We start from the raw sequence: 20580 nt of genomic DNA on the forward strand, positions 1-20580 counted from the left end.
AGAGCTAACGGAATATAAAGGATATAGATTATGCGATCGACACTCAAAACGCGGCTGCTGTTTAGCAGTCTTTCCGCTGTACTGATCACTATTGCTGTACTCGTGAGTATCTCTAGTTATTTCATTAGAAATAATGCGTTAGAAAACACCCAACATGAAATTGACCAACTGGCGAAGACTTTTTCATCCGGCATAGGTCAGTGGATACAAGACAGAAAAATGGCCATTACGAGCCTAAAGCAAACCATTGAAGCCGATCCTAGTACCAACGTTACCCCTCATTTGTTGCAAGCGCATACTGCGGTTGACTTTGCCCTCACCTACTATGGTGACGAGCAAGGCAACATGTATCGTCAAGATCCGTCGCTGAATACCGCAAATTATGATCCCCGCGTTCGCCCTTGGTATATGGATGCTAAAACGGCGGGTAAAATGATCATGACGGCGCCCTACGTCAGCGCCACATTGAAAAAACAAGTCGTAACTATAGCAGAACCTGTGATGAGCTCAGGCCAGCTCATAGGCGTAGCGGCTGCGAACTTAACCATAGATCAGTTAACAGATGCAGTGCAGCGCCTCCAAGTACCAGGCAAAGGTTACACTCTGATGGTCGATAATGCAGGGCTCATTATTAGTCATCCCAATAGCCAGCTAAATACTCAACAACTCACTAAAATCGATAGTAATTTTAGTAATAACTGGTTATCACAGCGCACTAATGCCAATACGATGGAAGAGCGAAACCTCGATGGTGCCACTAAGTTAGTCTATGTTGCGGCAATACCCTCAACAGACTGGGCGCTGATTTTCGTAATGGATAAGCAAGAAATCATGTCACAGGCAACCGATCTCGCTTGGTGGATGTCTGCCGTAGGTGTTGCACTATTGGTGCTGTTTGGTTTGATTTTAATCGCCATCTTTAAAATTCAATTCAAAGATCTCGAACGCGTTGCCCAAGCACTCAATGATATTGCCGAGGGAGATGGCGATCTCACTGTGCGCATTCATACTGCCAACAGTCACGATGAAATTGGTATGTTAGCTTCGGGTTTTAACCGCTTTGTAGAACGTCTACACGGTATGATTTCCCGCATGCACAAAATTGCGGGTCAATTGGAATATCAAGCCAAAGGAAGTAGTGCGTCGGCAACGGATAACAGCCAACGCATTGAAGTACAGCAAGATGAAGTGACTATGGTTGCCACTGCGGTGACCGAAATGGCCAGCGCCACCGAGGAAATTGCCAGTAATGCTGAGCATACAGCGCAGACAGCTCAAAATGCGGTCGGACTTTCAAACCATGGCCATAAACAGGTAATGCAAAGCCAGCAATCTATCCGTAATTTAGCCAGTGAAGTCGAAACTGCAGGGCGAATTATCGGTGAACTGAACGAGCACTCACAAAAGATCAACAGCATTTTGTTGACCATTAGTGGCATCGCAGAGCAAACCAACTTACTTGCACTCAATGCAGCCATTGAGGCGGCACGTGCCGGAGAACAAGGTCGCGGCTTCGCTGTAGTTGCTGACGAGGTGCGTGTACTGTCACAACGTACGCATTCATCGACACAAGAAATTCAAGCGATGATCGAAACCCTACAACAAACCGCAGGCAAAGCCGTTAAGTCTATGACTCAAAGTCATGAAATGGCAGAAACCAGTGTGGCCGATGCTAATTCAGCCAGCGAAAGTCTGTTGCAAATCAGCAAAGCCATTAATGATATTTCAGATATGGCGAGCCAAATTGCCACAGCAGCCGAGGAGCAAACCTCAGTCACCAGCGAAATCAACCGTAATACAGAGTCGATTCGTGAAGTGTCAGAGAATCTCTCGATTGAGGCACAAACGTCTATGGTCCAAGCTCAAGAGCTCGCCCATTTAGCCGCATCATTGCAGCAGGAAGTTAATCGCTTCAAACTGTAATCAAAAGCCTTATTTTATATAAAGATTACATCAACAATTCCATACAATAATGCCCGCAAGTGTCAGTGACATTTGCGGGCATTTCTTTACATATTATTTCTTCAAAGACTTACAATGGCTTACCTAAAGCAAGCTTAAATAATCTTCATCGCTTTATTTTCAGGAATATTGGCCTCAGGCCGAAGCTCAGCATGTAAGTTTCTTAATCCTTGATAACCCATTTCAATTCGATTTCCGCCATTCTTTTTAGCTTTATACATAGCAGTATCGGCACAGGAAATAAGCTGTTTCTCATCTTCACCGTGCTCTGGATACAGAGCAATACCGATACTCGGCAGAATATAGATCTGCTGTTCGGCAAGCTCGAAGGGTTGCTCGAATACTTGCAATATTTTTTGTGCGGCCAGCAGGGTATTATGTGCTGAATCGACTCGTTCAAGTAAGATGACAAACTCATCCCCCCCAAAACGCGCAACGGTATCTGAGCCCCTCACACAACTGACTATTCGCTGCGCTGTCACTTGCAGTAATAAATCGCCCACGCTATGACCAAAAGTATCGTTAACCCACTTAAATTTATCTAAATCTAAATAAAGCAAAGAGAAATAACTTGATTCCCTATGGGCTCGAGATAGCGCCTTTTGAAATCTATCGTAAAAAAGCTCACGATTGGGTAACAAGGTTAACTGATCATAAAGTGCAATATGCTCTAATCGCGCGAGCATTTGTCGGCGCTCAATCGCAAAGGCTATTTGCGTAGAAACAAACTCCAATAACTCACGGTCTTGGTGTGTATATGAAGCCGAAGTGGGCAAGCTATGCATAATCAAAGCGCCGATAACGCCTTTCTGTAGCTTTAGCGGCACACCCAGCCAACTTAAACTACCATTACCCAAATCTTCACGAATCGCTTGGGGATAATCAGTTAAGGTCACGGGACACAGGAGTAAAGACTCAGCACTGCGGATCACTTGGTCAGTGAACACACTGAAACTTGCGGTATCGATAAGCGAATCCTCGCCAGTAGCGGCTTTATAAGGAAAACTTAATTCATTTAAATCTTGATCGTACAATGCAATAGCAAAGTTTGCTGCAGGCAATAATTTAGCAATAATTTCATGAATTCGACGATATAGGGCTAGCAAGTCCTCAGCGACATGCACAGCCTCTGAAATCTCATATAAGGCTGCTTGTCTACGTTCGGCATTTTTGCTCTTAGAAATATCTCTAGCGACTGCGACACGCTGTTGATAAGCATCGGACCAACGTGCAGACCAAAGAATATCGACGATAACACCATCTTTACGCACATAACGGTTTTCAAAATCGACTTTAAAGCGACCTGCCATAATTTCATTGGCCGTTGCGAGAGTGCGTTCCCTATCCTCTGGAATGACAAGATCTAGCATCTGCATACCCATCATTTCTTCTGGGGTATAGCCAAAAATACGTTCTGCCCCAGCACTGACAAATTCAAACCTCCCCGCTTTATCGACGACACAAATAGCATCCAAGAGAAGGTCGATAAAATTGCTTAAGGAAGTGTAGCCATCATTATTCACGTAATTCTCCAATAAACGTCCGTCTTTGGCTAAGTCCTAAGTTTGATCATAAGCATAAAAATAATAATAACGCACTATTAGAGTAGGTTAATTTTCAATGTCATTCCAGAGTTGGCTCAGTTAAGTCCGACTTTTGCAGAGTTAAATTCAAACAAAATCAAACACAATACTTAAGGCCATCGGTGGCACTATTTGACTCTGGACGACAGATATCGGCACAATGCCCTAAAATGTTGGTCAACATCAGGGCGCTGCTTTGGTACGCGCAAATCGCATTAAAGGAATTTATTTTTGGACCGATTGTGCTCTCCGTTACATCAACCCAAGCATTTTCGCCTTGGGCTTGCCATGTGGTCGCACTCGAATTGGCAAGAAAGTGTGTATGGTCACGGAACTAAACGAGCGGAGCGACTCGCCCGTTACGCGACAATATTCAATACTGTCGAAGGGAACACCAGCTTCTACGCAACGCCTGCACAGCAAACAGTAATGAATTGGCACAGTGCCACGCCCGATAGCTTTCGTTTTACCTTCAAACTACCGCAAACCATCACTCACCAAAGATTATTGCAACACTGCGGCCAAGAATTGAAAGATTTTTTCCAGATAATGGCACCATTAATCGATAAAACAGGGATCTGGAAAATTCAACTGCCCGCCCATTTCGGCCCAGAAAACTTGCCTGCGTTAGCGCAATTTCTAGATCAAATCCCCCAAGGGTTAACCTATGGCGTCGAAGCCAGGCATGCAGCGTTTTTTGCTAAAGGAGATGCCGAGCGTGCGCTTAATCGATTACTCATCGATAAAAAAGTGAATCGCATCATCATGGACAGTAGGCCCTTGTTTGCACTGCCGCCCTGCAATGTCGCGATTATCGACGCTCACAAGAAAAAACCTCGAGTGCCAGTGCATGCAATTGCCACCGCCAATAATCCAGTGGTGCGCTTTATCGGCCAACCAGACGATGCCGTCGCACAACTCGCACAGCAAGGCGTTGCTGTTTTACCTAAGGATAACGATACCTTTTTTGATAATTGGCTCACCCAACTCCCGCAGTGGCTCGCAGAAGGTCGAGAACCCTATCTGTTTATCCATACTCCCGACAATGAAGCCGCGCCTGAACTAGCCATCCGTCTCTATCAAAAATTGCGCAGCCAAATTGCAGCGCACATTCAACTCGCCGAGCTACGCCTGCTTGATAAGAAACCTGAGGAGACAAGCACGCAGATGGGACTTTCTTGGTAAAACGGGCGCTAAGTAAAACGGACGTAAGAAGAAACCCACGGCAAACTCGCCGTGGGTATATACCCAAACAACCTGAAGATGCAGGATTCAGCGGGAATTTAACGCACTTTAGGCAAGGCGGCTATTTGCAGACCTAGTGGACTAAGTTAAAAATAGCCAACACGGCATAGAGTGCGTTAAAACCCGCCGGGACGGAGCGCTTAGGGCACTCCACTTCCGTGTTGCATCAATTCAGAAGGTGGCCGACATTCTGTCATTGATGCGCCTTGAATTGAAGCACCCTAAGCGCTCTGAAACTCGTATCTTCAGGTAGCTTGGGTATAGATGAAAAACAGCTTTAACTCGGGATAAATAAGTTATTCATTTGCTCAAAACCAAGGGAAATGGCTTTAGGTATTGAATCCTTATCAACGGCAATAACCGCATCATTTGACTCTCGCTGAAACGGTTTTGCCTTAATTGAATTTAACAAAATTGGATTAAGCAAAGTGCTATAGGCCTGTAAAAATGAAGCTGGGCCAGTGGAAAAACGCTGCACACCTGCGGCAAATAACTCGCCGATATCCATCTGCTCATTCAATAGCATAAAATTCAGTGGCATATCCACAGCGGCAGACAAGCGCTTAGCGGTCTCGACCTGATTCGCGCCAGGGATAAAGCCACCATCCGCACCCGCAGCCTGATATTGAGTTAACCTATCGATAGTCATAACAACAGCGGCCTCACCACTGGCTAAACCCAGTAAATACACATCAGTTCGCGCATTAATAAATAATCCTTGGCAACGAGGATGGGCGCGAATAGCTTTAATTTTTGCCACCATCTCAGCAACACCTGCACTGCCATCCTCAATATTAATTCCTGCTACGCCAAGCTCAGCGAGCTTCGCAACAAAAGCAGCAACCTCATAGGGATCTTGGCTATAACCAGATTCAATATCTATCGTCACGGGCACTCGGCTCAGTCGTAGGATATTGTTCACTACGTCCAATAAAGCCGCTTTAGGTAGCGCTTGCCCATCGGGATAACCAAGCGACCAAGCCAATGCCGCGCTACTGGTCGCAATCGCACGGGCGCCCGATGCTTGGATGATGGCCGCACTGGCGGCATCCCAAACGTTAGTTAATATCAGCGGCTCTGATTGTTGATGTAGTGCTTTGAAAAGTATTCTAGATTGCTCAGCCATCTTATGTCCTTGTTGGTGTTGAAGGCTCAACTCTAACAAGATGGCTTAGGTAATTATCGCGGGAAACGGCACTGAACCGAAAAGCCAAGCCCTCAAGGCTTGGCTATGTGAGCATTCAACTTGAGTATTCTTGGCTAACCCCAAAGTGCATTGGCAAGGATAAACACACTCGCGGAGAGCAACATAGTAATAGGTAGTGTCAGCAGCCAAGCGAGCATGATCTGCTTAATGGTTTGGATCTGAAGCCCTGAACGATTAGCCACCATAGTACCCGCTACAGCGGAAGACAAAATATGAGTCGTCGATACCGGCATCCCCGTCATACTGGCAATCCCAATAGAGACGGCAGCGGTGACCTGCGCGGCAATGCCTTGGCTGTAAGTCATACTCGATGAACCAATTTTTTCCCCCACTGTATATACAATCCGCCGCCAACCCACCAACGTGCCGCAACCCAGCGCAGTAGCAATGGCAATAATCACCCAAATGGGCGCATACTCAGTAGTTCTAGTGAGATCTTTTCGCCATTTAGCCAATGAACTCAAATCCTTAGCAGGAAGATCCAATTTAGCCACTTGGCGAGCAGTATCATCGATGCACAACAATAAACGTCGCACCTCGCGTCGCTCTTCTACATCCATATCTTTGTAAGTTGAGACTTTTGCTAAGCGACGGTCAAGCAACGACATCGCCGGTAATACATTGGCAGATGAGCAATGGGCCAGCATATATTCGGGAACGTTGACCAAGGCTTTAAAGTCGATAACATCCGCAATAACGGCTTGGTTACGGTCATAAATCGCCATAATGCGACGATTAGCATCTTGAGTTCTTTCTAAATCATAGGGTTGACTGCCCATGTCCAAGGCAAAATAAGCCGGTACCATACAAATCAGCACTAGCATCACTAAACCTATCCCCTTCTGTCCATCGTTAGAACCATGGGCGAAACTCACCCCCATAGCGGAGATAATTAAACTCGCCCTTGCCCAAAATGGAGGGTGTTTTTTACCATTAATCTGCATCTGCTCATCTGGGGTACGGTGAATTTTATGTTTCTGCCAAACGTATTTCATGATGAGCAAAAAAATCCCTGCCATCACAAACCCTAAGGTCGGCGAAATAATCAAGGACAGCATGATCTGCGTTGCTTTAGAGACATTAATGCCCTGTAGGATAGGCTGATGATTTATCCAAGCGAACGCGCCACCCACGCCCATTATCGAACCAATCAAGGTATGGGAACTCGATGCCGGAATACCAAAATACCAAGTACCTAAGTTCCAGATAATTGCCGAAAATAGCAGGGAAAACACCATCAGCAAGCCTTGGATTGAGTCCATACCGAGCAAGGAGTCTACGGGTAATAAATGCACTATCGCATAGGCCACCCCTAACCCCCCTAACAGCACACCCGCAAAATTAAATAGTGCAGAGGTAACGACCGCCAGATTTGCCGGCATAGCCTTGGTATAGATCACCGTCGCCACCGCATTTGCCGTGTCGTGGAAGCCATTAATAAATTCGTATGCCAGTACAAAAAGTACGGCAAGGACTAAACCCACCGACCACGCAAAGCCTAACGTTGTGAACATTTCAAACATAAAATACTTACCCATGGCGAGAACGCCCACAGATTACGCCCAAGTTTGGGGTCTTTTACAGTGAAAAATTGTTTAGATTGTCAAAAAGTGAATTAGCCCCCAATAACTCAGTAGCATGCTTGCAATTACAACTGGCTTGATTTTATTCGGCTAAATGAATATCTGTGCTGCGAAAAGGGCAAACATTGATTCAATGTTAAATAATTCAACTAAAAGCAGTGTTAAACGCCATAAACCGTAACAGGGTTATATCCCATGATCGCCTAACCGAAATCGCTGTGGCGTCATCCCAAAACGCTCCTTGAAGGCTTTGATATAGGATGAATCATTTTGATAACCAATTTGGTGGGCCACATTCTGTATTGATAGGTCAGTGGCCAATAACGACAGCGAATAGATCAGCCGTAAATGTTGACGCCATAATACGAATGAAGAACTAAACTCCCTCACAAATAGCCTCGACAATGTTCGTTCCGATGCTCCAACCATCTCACCCCATTTCACTAAAGAGAAATCTAAAGCTGGCGTTTGGGTTAAATGCTCAAAAATCAATTTTAGGCGCCTATCTTGCGGTATCAGTAACTTGAAAGTCTGTCCTTCCGCACTATTAATTTGATCATATAACACCTCAAGCAAACGCAGTATTGACGCCTGAACCATTGGTTCAACATTCGTTGGGGTATTAAAAGCACATTGTTTTCTGAGCGTTAACACTAACTCCCTTATAAAAGCACTCATAGCGACGGGCTTAACCATGGCACCATAATCTCGGCCATACATAGGATTCAAATAGACACCAATAAAGCAGGTATCTGTAATCGCAACAGACTCATGCATGACACCTGCAGGCACAAAAAGCGCTGTGGTATGGGGGACCAAAAAAAGTGCCTCATTTGCCTCTGTCTGTAACAGGCCTTGAAGCGGAAAAATAAGCTGATGCCAACAGTGCTGGTGTAAAACATCCACATAACCCTTCTGCATCTCAATCGTTTTGATAAAAGAAGGCATATTAGGCGCTTGCTCAATAATGGCGTTAATCGAATCGAGTTGGCGACTTAGCATCATTACTTGTCCATATAACGTTATTCAGCCAAATAAAAAGGATTGTAGCATAGCGTTATCCCATAAAAGACACAGGAAAACTCGATGCGCATTCATTGCATTATCCATGAAAGCTATGAAGGTCCAGGCTATTTTAGCGATTGGGCTGCAAGCAAAAACTACAGTATGAGCTTTAGCAGAATCTATCTAGATGAAGCTTTACCCGACAATAGTGATGGTTTTGATCTATTAATTATCCTCGGTGGCCCTCAGTCTCCAGCGACATGCCAAAGTGATTGTCCATATTTTGATAGCCAAGCAGAACAAAGGTTTATCAGACAAGCTATCCAAAAAAATAAAGCCGTTGTGGGGGTTTGTCTTGGGGCACAGTTAATCGGAGAGGCATTAGGTGCCCGTTATCAAAAGAGCCCGCATACCGAGATTGGTTACTTCCCCATTGAACTGACTGCGGCAGGAAAAAGTGATGTTAACCTTAAGACATTTTCGACAACTGAAGTGGTCGGCCACTGGCATAACGACATGCCTGGCCTCACTCCCGATTGCGAAGTGCTCGCCACAAGTGCAGCCTGCCCGCGGCAAATTGTACGTTACACAAATTTAGTTTTTGGATTTCAATGCCATCTTGAATTTATTAGTAGCCAATTAGCGCCATTAATTGCTCAAGAAAATGCTTTTTCTAGCATACAGAAAATGCCATATATTCAAAGCCCTGAATTCATACTGGGGCAATCAACGGCTAGGATGAATCAGTTACTGGGGCATTTTTTAGATAATCTAGTCCTAACCTATCAAGCCGTATAAAGTAAAAAGTGGCTCAAGCTAAAACAAAAACGCCAGCTAAGTTAGCTGGCGTTTTAGATTAATGAATCACGAATCGCTTATTGCAGATGACCTGCATTGTGCAATTCACGATCATCCTTTGCAGGCGGATTCCACTGATACATCCAAGTCTCAGACAATGGCTGACCATCGACCTCCAAATAGACTCTCAGGTTAATCGGCTCAGTACCATCTCCCGGGGGCACTACGTCAAACATAGCGCGGTAACCATTAATCGAGGCTAGAGGACGGGCAGATTCAATTTCCACTTTGCCTTCAGATGCTGTGATCACGGCTTTAACTTGGGTGTCTTTACCTATCATAGGTAAAGTTCCGCCCGCGAAATCAACCACAAAACGCTTACTGTAGTATTTGCGTTTCTGGCCAACTACGCCGCCAATCCCGGTGAAGGTATCGACAACCCGAGCACGGGGTGATTGAACCGGTGGAATGCCACCCCAGTACATATTGTAGCTGTACAGCAGCTCTTGACCAGGAACAATCGGCTCAGCAGGATTCCAGAAAGCCACTATGTTATCAAAGGTTTCATCCAGTGTTGGAATTTCAACCAACTGCACTGAACCTTTACCCCAACTGCTGGTTGGTTCAATCCATAGGCTTGGGCGTTTATCATAAAACACGCCGTCGTCCTGATAATGATCAAAGTTACGATCACGTTGCAGTAAGCCAAAACCTTTTGGATTTTCATCGCTATAGGCGTTGAATCGCAGGTTTTCAGGGTTACCTAGCGGACGCCAAATCCATTCACCATTCCCCGTGTGCATGGCTAAACCATCGGTATCATGGATTTCTGGACGCCAGTCATAACCGGTGCGGCGATCGTTCTCACCCACCATAAACATACTGGTCAGTGGCGCAACGCCTAAACGTTCAATCGCTTTACGTGGATAAACAGCCACATCCACCTTCATTTTTAAACGTTCACCCGGTTCGATATCAAAACGATAAGCCCCCGTGACACTCGGAGAGTCTAGCAAGGCATACACAGTGGTGATATTCGATCCTGGTTTAGGTTTTTCTAACCAGAAATTGGTGAACATTGGAAACTCTTCGGGTTTTGGCAGTGCAGTATCAACCGCTAAGCCGCGAGCCGACAAACCGTACTGCATTTCTTGACCCACTGCGCGGAAATAACTAGCGCCAAGGAAGGCAACAATGTCACGCTGCCAATCGGTATGAAATTGCATACGGAAACCCGCAAAACCAAGATCCTTAGGCAACTGACTACCTTTGACCTTTGACTTGCCGTAATCGAACATTGAAGGTGAATATTCGATTAACTTAGCCTTACCCTCATTTAGCTCATAAATATGGATAGGGGTATCAAAAAACAGCCCAAGATGGAACAGTTCGGCACGAAACTCCGAATCTTGATCACGCCATAGCGCGGCTTTCTTCTTAAAGTGGAATTGTTGGTAATCATCCCAACTCATGCCCTGAAGGCTTTTAGGTAATTCGCCTTTATGACTCTCATAGGGTTGTGCAGCCATAGTACGGGCATAACCCTTAAGCCAAGCGTAACTAAACTCTTCACCTTCTTGTGGTGACGCCTGCTTACCTGCCGCACATGCTGAAAGACTCAGCAATACGCTACAGGTTAACAATACGCCACCGACCATACGCTGCAAACGGCCGCGACGAGAGGAAGATTGGGCTTCAATCGAGGGTTGTGTCGCCCTCGATTCTTGATAAACGTTTCTTTGTTCGGGAAATAAATTGGGTTGCATAAGCAGACTCTGAATTGGTGTAACTTCCTGACACTTCCCTGCAAATCTGACTCAATTGCAGCGATGGCCCTGTGGAGAACTGTTGATGACAGAGGTAACAATACAGCGATCAGCAACAATTCGCCAGAATCTAGCATACTTTCTGTCGAATGGAATATGGCATGCTAGCTATTTTCAATCTTGAGGCCTATTTATGAAAATATGATTAAAAAATTCCGTTATTTACTGAATTCACGCCCATAAAAACTTCACTGCCAGCAAGAAGGCCGTCGACTTAATATCTGAAGATAAAGTGCACCTTCGGCATAGGTTAATTATCTGCTCAGCGTGTTAACTCGAAGAGATAATATCGCCAGCCCGCAAAATCGGTTTATGGCCTTAAAATCATACAAGTCGCCGTAGCAGTGGCGAGCAGTTTTCCATCTTGCGTTTTTAGCGTACCTTCCGAAATACCTAAAGACTTAGATAAATTGATCACCTTACCCTCAGCCACTAACACTTGATGTTTAGGCACAGGTCGAATCATTTTAATATTCAAGTCGATAGTGCCGTAACCGACACCCGCTTCAAGCAATGTATGCACGGCGCAACCTGTAACAGAATCCAATACAGTCGCGGCAAAACCACCATGAACGCCGCCCAATGGGTTGAGGTGCTTATCATCGGCAGTCGCATGGAATGTCACCGTTCCTTCGTCGGCTTGAACCAGCGACATTGGCATAGTGAGAGAGATAGAAGGTGCGGGTAATTCACCCCTTGCCATCGCCTGTAAAATGGCTAAACCCGACATTTGCTGAATATTCATATTCCACCTAAATTGATGAGCGTCAAAGCACATGAATAAAAATGACCGCTTAACCACTTTGGATTAGGCGATCATTTAACTGAAAATCAACTTAAACGCTCAGTCTGCATTAACCCCATCGGCGTCTAAATTGGATCCATCTACTACTAAAAAGACTAATAAATATAAGCTCAGCGAAGATCGAATCTATCTAAGTTCATCACCTTAGTCCAAGCGTCGATAAAATCATCGACAAATCGTAGCTGTGCATCACTGCTCGCGTACACTTCTGCGAGTGCACGCAGCTGCGAATTAGAGCCAAAGATCAAATCAACACGACTTGCTGTCCACTTTTGCTGGCCGCTGACACGATCAACACCCACAAACATATCCTCCGCTTTAGAAGTGGGTTTCCACGTCGTCCCCATATCGAGCAAGTTAACAAAAAAGTCATTGGTCAAAAACTCAGGACGCGCAGTCAATACACCCGTTTTTGACTGATCAGAGTTCGTATCTAACACCCGCAGACCACCAATAAGCACTGTCATTTCCGGCGCAGTTAAGGTCAGCAATTGTGCCCTATCGACCAATAACTCCTCCGCCGAAACAGAAAACGGAGTGGGATGATAATTTCTAAAGCCATCTGCGACAGGTTCAAGTACCGCAAAAGATTCCACATCAGTTTGTGCTTGCGTGGCATCCATACGACCCGGCGTAAATGGAATCGTCACTTCAACCCCCGCATTTCTAGCCGCTTGGTCAATACCTACGCAACCTGCTAGCACAATCAAGTCAGCAAGGGAGATTTTCTTACCTCCTTGATTGAACTCAGACTGAATACTCTCAAGCACTTTCAGCACCTTAGCGAGCTGCTCAGGCTGATTCACTGGCCAATCTTTTTGCGGCGCGAGTCGAATTCGCGCACCGTTCGCACCACCGCGCATATCGGAACCCCGGAAGGTCGACGCCGAGGCCCAAGCGGTTGATACAACTTCTGAAATCGTTAATCCAGAACCAATAATTTTCAGTTTCAGATCAGTAACATCCTGCTCATTAACCAGGGGATGATCAACCGCTGGAATTGGGTCTTGCCAAAGAAACGTTTCTGCAGGCACTTCAGGACCCAAATAGCGCGTGCATGGCCCCATATCTCTGTGTGTCAGCTTGTACCAAGCTTTTGCAAATACATCGGCAAACTCATCGGGATTTTCAAAGAATCGACGTGATATTTTCTCGTAATCAGGATCGAAGATCAGTGCAAGGTCAGTGGTCAACATAGTCGGCACATGACGTTTTGAGGCGTCGTGCGCATCGGGGATCACCCCTTTACCCGCGCCATTTTTAGGTATCCACTGATGGGCCCCCGCAGGGCTCTTAGTCAGTTCCCATTCATATCCGAATAGATTTTCAAAAAAATTGTTACTCCATTGGGTTGGTGTTGAGGTCCAAGTCACTTCGAGGCCACTGGAAATAGTATCGCCACCTTTACCGCTTTTATAGCGACTCTGCCAACCTAGCCCTTGCTGCTCAATACCTGCGGCTTCTGGCTCAGGTCCGACTAATGCTGCGTCACCTGCACCATGGGTTTTACCAAAAGTATGACCACCAGCAATCAAGGCTACGGTTTCTTCATCATTCATCGCCATGCGGGCAAAGGTTTCGCGGATATCAACGGCGGCAGCGAAAGGATCAGGGTCGCCATTGGGTCCCTCAGGGTTAACATAAATCAACCCCATTTGGACTGCGGCGAGGGGATCTTCAAGATCTCGCTCTCCCGAGTAACGCTTATCATCTAACCATTTATTTTCCGCACCCCAGTAAATATCAGCTTCGGGTTCCCAAATATCGACTCGCCCACCAGCGAAACCTAAGGTTTTGAATCCCATAGATTCCAGCGCAACATTACCCGTAAGGATCATCAAATCGGCCCAAGAGATTTTATTGCCATATTTTTGTTTAATCGGCCAAAGGAGCCGGCGTGCTTTATCGAGGTTTACGTTATCTGGCCAGCTGTTTAACGGTGCAAAACGTTGATTACCGCTCCCCGCTCCGCCACGTCCATCACCGGTACGATAGGTGCCAGCACTGTGCCATGCCATACGAATAAATAGCGGCCCATAGTGGCCAAAATCTGCTGGCCACCAGTCCTGTGAATCCGTCATTAATGCGAGGAGATCTTGCTTTACAGCAGCTAAATTGAGGGATTTAAAGGCTTCAGCATAATTGAAGTCATCACCCAAAGGATTAGATAAGGAAGAGTGTTGGTGCAGAATATCGAGCCGGAGCTGTTTAGGCCACCAATCTCGATTCGAGGTGCCACCAGCAGAATGGTGCATAGGACATTTGTTCTCAGACATAACGTGCTCTCCTTCTGTTCGCAAAAAATATTCAAGTAAATAAAATCTAAATGACTTTTGCCGCAAGTTTGTACTGCTTAACGCTCTCTACCACAGACTAATCGTTTCAATAGAGAAATAAAAACCAGTCTAACGACCTTACCTTACCTCTAGATGAAACGCGATGAATCTGCTCATTAAAAAATATTCAGCAAAAATTACCCTTTCTAAAATAAGCCATTAAAGGATAGTAGAATGATACCAATCATAAAAAACAAGGGCTGCAAAATGCAGCCCTTGTTTTTTATTGGGTAAAACTATGGGATAACTGACTATTTGACTTCTGCCACAGGTTTACGTCTATTGTGCGCAATGATCAGGGCAACTAAACAGATAACCCCGACAGCGATACCTACTGGCTGGCTCAAAGGTTGCGGTAAACCTAGGCCAATGCCCGCAGTCATAATATAAGACACAGTAACGCTGGTGCCGCCAATCGCTGGTAAGCTAACAATCCAATGGAAGGTCCCACGATCGAACAAATACTTAGTCGCTAACCACAATACACTGGTTGATAGCAGCATATTTGAGAAGGCAAAGTAACGCCAAATCAAAGAGAAATCGATCTTCGTCATAAAGTACGCAATGGTCAGAATAGGCACTGCAACCAATAAGCGATTACGCATACTTTGCGGAATATGGAAGGCATCGATAATCGTCAAACGCAGCGAACGAAATGCGGTATCGCCAGAGGTGATAGGGAAGATAGCCACGGCCACAATCGCCATAATACCGCCCGCAACACCTAAATACGTAGTTGCCACTTGGTTAACCACTAAACCTGGGCCACCTTGGTCGAGCAAACTCTTAAGCTCAACATAACCGCCAGGGAAAGCTGCAATACCCGCCGTTGCCCATACACAAGCAACGATACCTTCAGCAACCATAGCGCCATAATACACAGGGCGAACATATTTCTCATTCGTCAAGCAACGAGCCATGATAGGCGCTTGAGTTGAATGGAAACCGCTAATCGCACCACAGGTAATAGTCACAAATAACAGTGGCCAAACAGGTAGCCCATCAGGGTTTGGTTCGAGTAACTCATTGTTGTAATGGCTGTGGTCGAAATAGGCAAACACATCACCCATTTCAGGTAACTGCGGCGCATTGATCATTAGAGCAACGGCGATAGAAACTGTCATGACTATCATCAACAAACCAAATGCGGGATATAATTTAGTGATGATTTTATCAATCGGCAGCATAGTCGCTAAAAAGTAATAGACTAAAATCACTAACACCCAGAAGGTATTATTGCCAAAGATGGTGTCTTTAAAATAATCGAGATTACTCAGCAAACCTGCGGGGCTCATGATGAAGACCACGCCCACAAAAAACAGCAGCATAGCCGTAAACAGCAACATCACGCCTTTAAAGTAAATATTAAAGTAGTGGCCCGCAATCTCTGGCAGACTCTTACCGTCTTCTTTTATGCTGAGCACGCCAGAAAAATAATCATGTACTGCGCCGCCAATAATATTCCCCAGTACAATCCACACTAAGGCTATTGGGCCGTAAAGTGCACCGAGGATCGGGCCAAATATCGGCCCCACACCCGCGACATTGAGGAACTGGATCAAAAACGCTTTAGCCGGATGAACCGGAACGTAATCGACGCCATCTTCGAATCTCGCCTGTGGTGTTATCGCTTTAGGATCTATACCCGCTTGCCGCTCAACAAAGGGACTATAGAACTTGTATGCAAGCACTAAGAGTGCGATACAAATAAAGAAAATTAACATTATTTAATTATCCATACTTTAGTAGGAGGTGATTTAATGGAGAGTTTCATTGAGTTAGCGACTGAGGTCAAGCAACACACTATTAGACTAATGTCGGGTTGATTATCTGAAACAGCCGTACGAGTGGGTATAGATGAACAAACGCGTTTAAAAATAATCCCTATGAAGTATTCAATTTATCTGCAACAGTACTTATCATACTAAAACTGAGTTCCTCTCATCGTCCTTATTCCATTCCACTATTTAGTAGTACTAAGCTAGTCAGTCAACACCTACTAAGTTAACCATGGACATACAAGTAACCTTAAGTAGAATACTTAAATCATTGCTGATTTAAAACTTCTTTATAAATTGAGCTAAATATCAGACCACTTAACCCCTACCCAAGTAATAAACCTAATCCATTCTATAACTTCATATTACAATAGAGTCTAATTTAGTTAATCAGCAACATAAACAAAACTACCTTAAGCGCTAGCGACTTATTACTTAATCATTTTACGATTTATAAAAATCGTAAAACTGCAAGAAAAAACCAAAGACCAAAGACCAAAGACCAAAGACCAAAAATAAAATAATCACTCGCTTTTAAAAATAACAGCAAACAAAGCAGACTACTATTTGACATCACAAAATTTAAAATAAATCATTAGTAAACCAATAAAACTTAAGTTATATTTAGCAAAAATAAAAACACCATTAATCTGCCTCTTAATGACTTTATAATAACTTATTTTTGGCCGAGTGCTCTTGCGCAAAAATGATAATAGCTGACTTTACCAACATGACATTCCATACATTCTGCCAATGTTATGGCGTTCATGTTGAATGTTCAAACGAGCCCAAAGGAGATAACACATTTAAAAACTTTAAAAGCTCAATAAACTAAAGCGTTATAAATCAAGATAAATTTATCTAAATAACAAAAGCTTGTATTTTTACAATCAAAATAAGACACTTATTTAAGGACAAATCATGTTAAAAAAACTTCTAACGCCTATGCTGGCCATTTTCCTTCTACTCTCAGGTTGTGCCACAGTACCAATGGCTTCACAAGAGGAAGATGCAAAGCTTAAGACATTCCAGAAGCCAGCTGACAATAAAACAGGGATTTATATATACCGCAATAGTTTTGCGGGTCAGGCTCTAAAGAAAAATATCTATATTAATGGTGAGATGATTGGCGAATCTGCTAATAAAGTCTACTTCTACAAGGAAGTAGAACCAGGTGAGCAAACACTTTCTACCGAATCAGAATTCAGTGAAAATAATTTAAAACTATCGACAGAAGGTGGTAAAAACTACTTTATCGAGCAATATATAAAAATAGGTGTTTTTGTTGGCGGTGCGGGGTTGCAGTCAGTAACTGACGGTGAAGGCATGAAGAATGTTAAAGAATGTAAACTTGCCAAATAGTTTATAGCTAATTTTTGCTTTTATAAAAATTCAGCTGTAACAACATAGCTTATCCAGTTGTATCTTTAATAATCACACCTTTTAAAAAGTTCTAGAAAACAAAAAACCAGCCAAATGGCTGGTTTTTATCACTATGATTGTCAGCTAATGAGTAAACCTTTTACTGTTTAGCCAATTCCCACTCATTCATCGTCGATAAAATGACTAACCGAAATATCTTGTTCGACTGCATTACGCCTGTGGGCGCATAGCAGGGAACAGGATCACGTCACGGATAGTATGAGTGTTAGTGAACAACATCACTAAACGGTCGATACCAATACCTTGACCTGCCGTTGGTGGCAAACCGTGTTCCAGTGCAGTGATATAGTCTGCATCGTAGAACATAGCTTCATCGTCACCTGCATCTTTCGCGTCAACCTGTGCTTTAAAGCGGTTGTCTTGATCTTCAGCATCGTTCAGCTCGCTAAAGCCGTTAGCCACTTCGCGGCCACCGATGAAGAATTCGAAACGGTCAGTGATGAAATGGTTGTCATCATTACGACGTGCCAATGGTGAAATGTCCGCTGGGTAGCCAGTGATGAACGTTGGTTGCATCAATTGCCATTCAGCAGTTTCACCGAAGATTTCTTCAAGCAGCTGACCACAAGTCCAGAATTTCTCAATCTTCATACCTAAGCTTTTCGCCAAATCGCGCATGAATTCAACATCTTTCACTTGCTCATAGGTCATAGCTTGGATAGTGGCGTTATCAGGATTGTACTTCTGAATCGCTTCTAACATGCTTAAACGTGCGTATGGGCCACCGAAATCGACTGTGTGCTCACCGTAGGGCATTTGCGCACTGCCAAGCAGTTCGATAGCAATCGAGCTGAGCATTTCTTCGGTAAGGTCCATCAGATCTTTGTAGTCAGCATAAGCCATATAGAATTCCATCATAGTGAATTCTGGGTTATGACGTGGCGACAGACCTTCGTTACGGAAGTTACGGTTGATTTCGAACACACGCTCAAAACCACCCACCACTAAACGCTTCAGATATAATTCTGGCGCGATACGCAGGTACATTGGCATGTCTAAGGCGTTGTGATGGGTGATAAAAGGACGCGCCGAAGCACCACCTGGGATCACATGCATCATAGGGGTTTCAACTTCCATGAACTCTTTTTTGATCATGAAGTTACGAATTGCAGAAACCACTTTAGAACGCATGATAAAGGCATTGCGCGAATCTTCGTTAACGATGAGATCCACGTAACGTTGACGGTAGCGCATTTCTTGATCGGCTAGACCATAATAGTCCGCAGGCAATGGACGCAGCGCCTTGGTCAGTAGCTCGTACTGTTCCATGTTGACGTATAAGTCGCCTTTGCCAGACAAATGCAGCTGACCGGTTACACCGATAATGTCACCGATATCCAGACCTTGAAAACGCTCTTTCAAATCAGCTTGTACGCTTTTTTCAGCATAGGCTTGAATACGGCCAGACACGTCTTGGATCACTAAGAAAGGACCACGTTTTGCCATGATGCGGCCAGCGATGCTGGTCTTAAAACCTAAGGCTTCGAGTTCTTCTTTAGTGCTTTGACCATACTGTGCTTGTAATTCAGCCGCTTTATGGGTGCGACGGAAGGTATTTGGATGGGCATTAGCACTACAATTTGGGCGGATGCTTTCTAGCTTGGCACGGCGCTCGGCGATCAGTTTGTTCTCATCAATTACTTGTTCAGTCATCTTATTTCTCGTCTATACCTTGAATTAATTACAGCCCAGATTTCAAACTGGCTTCGATAAACTTATCCAGATCGCCATCGAGTACCGCTTGAGTATTGCGGGTTTCAACGCCTGTGCGTAAGTCTTTAATGCGGGCATCGTCTAATACATAAGAGCGAATTTGACTGCCCCAGCCGATATCAGACTTAGCGTCTTCTGCGGCCTGTTTGTCGGCATTTTGCTTGAGCATTTCTAACTCAAACAGTTTTGCTTTCAGCTGCTTCATCGCAGCATCTTTATTTTTATGCTGTGAACGGTCGTTCTGGCACTGCACGACGGTATTCGTCGGTAAGTGGGTAATACGAATCGCCGATTCCGTTTTGTTAACGTGCTGACCACCCGCGCCCGATGCGCGATAAGTGTCAATACGCAGATCCGATGGGTTGATATCAATCGTGATATCGTCATCGATTTCTGGATAAACGAACACAGAGCAGAATGACGTATGACGACGACCCGATGAATCAAATGGCGACTTACGTACTAAACGGTGCACGCCAGTCTCAGTGCGTAACCAACCGAACGCATATTCGCCAGTAAACTTAATGGTCGCGCCTTTAATACCGGCCACGTCACCATCGGTCACTTCCATCAACTCAGGGCTAAAGCCATGGGCTTCGCCCCAACGTAGGTACATACGCAGCACCATGTTGGCCCAATCTTGGGCTTCGGTACCACCACTACCAGACTGAATGTCTAAATAACAGTTTGACGCATCTTGCGGGCCGGAGAACATACGACGGAATTCAAGATCGGCAAGGCGGCTTTCGAGATAATCCAGCTCTTTACTGGTTTCATTGAAGGTATCTTCGTCTTCCTCTTCAATAGCCAGCTCGAGTAAGCCTTCAACATCTTCAAGACCTGAGTCCATATCGTCTATGGTTTTGACCACAGCTTCTAGGCTGGCGCGCTCTTTGCCTAAGGCTTGGGCGCGCTCTGGGTCGTTCCACACTTCTGAACTTTCAAGCTCACGGGTAACTTCTTCTAGACGCTCATTTTTGGCATCGTAGTCAAAGATACCCCCTAAGAAGCTCCGTGCGCTCGGCAAGCTCCTTAATTTTGAATTTTACTGGATTAACTTCAAACATGAGTTTTCAACTTTCTTTATTTGGCCGCTTTAATTGATCTTCCACTAAAAGGGGCGGTGATTAACAGTATTTGCAACCGCTCATTTTAACCTAACCAGACTGGTAAACCTAGGGGTGCACTGTTCATTAAATGGGATAACAAGGATTATTTTCCAAGCTAAAAGACCACAGCACTAAAGCCGAGACTAACAAAAAGCAATGAGTTAAGACTGTGATCTTACTTAAATTT

General features: G+C 44.7%; 14 protein-coding genes. 4 read left to right on the forward strand and 10 right to left on the reverse strand.

Annotated elements, in window-relative coordinates; all coding sequences use genetic code 11:
* The first annotated feature begins 30 nt into the window (after window positions 1–30).
* Entirely contained in the window at window positions 31–1923 is a 1893-nt protein-coding gene (locus tag KO537_RS09995; protein WP_173246509.1) for a methyl-accepting chemotaxis protein, read from the forward strand.
* A 134-nt stretch (window positions 1924–2057) separates the two neighbouring features.
* Here the strand turns inward: KO537_RS09995 and KO537_RS10000 are convergent, their stop codons facing one another.
* Window positions 2058–3485 (reverse strand): diguanylate cyclase, encoded by a 1428-nt coding sequence (locus KO537_RS10000; protein WP_219234411.1) that lies wholly within the window; start codon window positions 3483–3485, stop codon window positions 2058–2060.
* Between the two features lie 291 nt (window positions 3486–3776).
* On the opposite strand from KO537_RS10000, the gene KO537_RS10005 reads away from it, so the two are divergent.
* Window positions 3777–4730 carry a DUF72 domain-containing protein gene (locus tag KO537_RS10005; RefSeq protein WP_219234412.1) on the forward strand — a complete coding sequence of 318 codons (954 nt, stop codon included), beginning with the start codon at window positions 3777–3779 and terminating at the stop codon, window positions 4728–4730.
* Window positions 4731–5067: 337 nt separating this feature from the next.
* Here the strand turns inward: KO537_RS10005 and KO537_RS10010 are convergent, their stop codons facing one another.
* The 3 genes from KO537_RS10010 to KO537_RS10020 all read right to left on the reverse strand — a co-directional run bounded on the left by KO537_RS10010 (window position 5068) and on the right by KO537_RS10020 (window position 8582).
* Entirely contained in the window at window positions 5068–5916 is an 849-nt protein-coding gene (locus KO537_RS10010; protein ID WP_219234413.1) for an isocitrate lyase/phosphoenolpyruvate mutase family protein, read from the reverse strand.
* 134 nt (window positions 5917–6050) lie between these two features.
* The gene (locus KO537_RS10015; RefSeq protein ID WP_219234466.1) at window positions 6051–7520 is read right to left on the reverse strand and encodes an inorganic phosphate transporter; all 1470 of its coding nucleotides are present in this window, start codon (window positions 7518–7520) and stop codon (window positions 6051–6053) included.
* A 246-nt stretch (window positions 7521–7766) separates the two neighbouring features.
* Window positions 7767–8582: a helix-turn-helix transcriptional regulator gene (locus KO537_RS10020; RefSeq protein ID WP_105252987.1), complete on the reverse strand. Its 816-nt coding sequence runs from the start codon at window positions 8580–8582 to the stop codon at window positions 7767–7769.
* Between the two features lie 84 nt (window positions 8583–8666).
* Between KO537_RS10020 and KO537_RS10025 the strand changes: the two genes are divergently transcribed.
* The gene (locus KO537_RS10025) at window positions 8667–9383 is read left to right on the forward strand and encodes a type 1 glutamine amidotransferase (protein WP_219234414.1); all 717 of its coding nucleotides are present in this window, start codon (window positions 8667–8669) and stop codon (window positions 9381–9383) included.
* 77 nt (window positions 9384–9460) lie between these two features.
* On the opposite strand, the gene KO537_RS10030 is transcribed toward KO537_RS10025, so the two are convergent.
* From KO537_RS10030 to KO537_RS10045, 4 genes are all read right to left on the reverse strand, one after another.
* The gene (locus tag KO537_RS10030; protein ID WP_219234415.1) at window positions 9461–11149 is read right to left on the reverse strand and encodes a glucan biosynthesis protein D; all 1689 of its coding nucleotides are present in this window, start codon (window positions 11147–11149) and stop codon (window positions 9461–9463) included.
* Between the two features lie 370 nt (window positions 11150–11519).
* The gene (locus KO537_RS10035) at window positions 11520–11954 is read right to left on the reverse strand and encodes a PaaI family thioesterase (RefSeq protein WP_028761608.1); all 435 of its coding nucleotides are present in this window, start codon (window positions 11952–11954) and stop codon (window positions 11520–11522) included.
* A gap of 170 nt (window positions 11955–12124) precedes the next feature.
* On the reverse strand, window positions 12125–14290 hold the full coding sequence (katG, locus tag KO537_RS10040; protein ID WP_173246531.1) for a catalase/peroxidase HPI: 2166 nt from the start codon (window positions 14288–14290) through the stop codon (window positions 12125–12127).
* 311 nt (window positions 14291–14601) lie between these two features.
* Complete coding sequence (locus KO537_RS10045) at window positions 14602–16074, reverse strand: carbon starvation CstA family protein (RefSeq protein WP_105250058.1); 1473 nt, start codon at window positions 16072–16074, stop codon at window positions 14602–14604.
* 975 nt (window positions 16075–17049) lie between these two features.
* On the opposite strand from KO537_RS10045, the gene KO537_RS10050 reads away from it, so the two are divergent.
* Window positions 17050–17490: a DUF2846 domain-containing protein gene (locus KO537_RS10050; RefSeq protein ID WP_105250059.1), complete on the forward strand. Its 441-nt coding sequence runs from the start codon at window positions 17050–17052 to the stop codon at window positions 17488–17490.
* 231 nt (window positions 17491–17721) lie between these two features.
* Here the strand turns inward: KO537_RS10050 and lysS are convergent, their stop codons facing one another.
* Window positions 17722–19224, reverse strand: a complete 1503-nt coding sequence (gene lysS, locus KO537_RS10055) for a lysine--tRNA ligase (RefSeq protein ID WP_168824901.1) — start codon at window positions 19222–19224, stop codon at window positions 17722–17724.
* Window positions 19225–19252: 28 nt separating this feature from the next.
* Window positions 19253–20351 (reverse strand): peptide chain release factor 2 gene (gene prfB, locus KO537_RS10060; RefSeq protein ID WP_168824900.1). Its coding sequence is split into 2 segments (ribosomal slippage): window positions 19253–20275 and window positions 20277–20351, totalling 1098 coding nucleotides; the frame shifts between segments, so codons are not numbered across the junction.
* Window positions 20352–20580: the final 229 nt, after the last annotated feature.

It is taken from the genome of Shewanella sp. NKUCC01_JLK, from assembly GCF_019345615.1.
Taxonomy (GTDB): domain Bacteria; phylum Pseudomonadota; class Gammaproteobacteria; order Enterobacterales; family Shewanellaceae; genus Shewanella; species Shewanella oncorhynchi.

What these genes read in the sequence shown, in the direction of transcription:
- KO537_RS09995 (WP_173246509.1), top strand. Translation starts at nt 31, where the DNA reads ATGCGATCGACACTCAAAACGCGGCTGCTGTTTAGCAGTCTTTCCGCT.
- KO537_RS10010 (WP_219234413.1), bottom strand. Translation starts at nt 5,916, where the DNA reads ATGGCTGAGCAATCTAGAATACTTTTCAAAGCACTACATCAACAATCA.
- KO537_RS10015 (WP_219234466.1), bottom strand. Translation starts at nt 7,520, where the DNA reads ATGTTTGAAATGTTCACAACGTTAGGCTTTGCGTGGTCGGTGGGTTTA.
- KO537_RS10020 (WP_105252987.1), bottom strand. Translation starts at nt 8,582, where the DNA reads ATGCTAAGTCGCCAACTCGATTCGATTAACGCCATTATTGAGCAAGCG.
- KO537_RS10025 (WP_219234414.1), top strand. Translation starts at nt 8,667, where the DNA reads ATGCGCATTCATTGCATTATCCATGAAAGCTATGAAGGTCCAGGCTAT.
- KO537_RS10030 (WP_219234415.1), bottom strand. Translation starts at nt 11,149, where the DNA reads ATGCAACCCAATTTATTTCCCGAACAAAGAAACGTTTATCAAGAATCG.
- KO537_RS10035 (WP_028761608.1), bottom strand. Translation starts at nt 11,954, where the DNA reads ATGAATATTCAGCAAATGTCGGGTTTAGCCATTTTACAGGCGATGGCA.
- katG (WP_173246531.1), bottom strand. Translation starts at nt 14,290, where the DNA reads ATGTCTGAGAACAAATGTCCTATGCACCATTCTGCTGGTGGCACCTCG.
- KO537_RS10045 (WP_105250058.1), bottom strand. Translation starts at nt 16,074, where the DNA reads ATGTTAATTTTCTTTATTTGTATCGCACTCTTAGTGCTTGCATACAAG.
- KO537_RS10050 (WP_105250059.1), top strand. Translation starts at nt 17,050, where the DNA reads ATGTTAAAAAAACTTCTAACGCCTATGCTGGCCATTTTCCTTCTACTC.
- lysS (WP_168824901.1), bottom strand. Translation starts at nt 19,224, where the DNA reads ATGACTGAACAAGTAATTGATGAGAACAAACTGATCGCCGAGCGCCGT.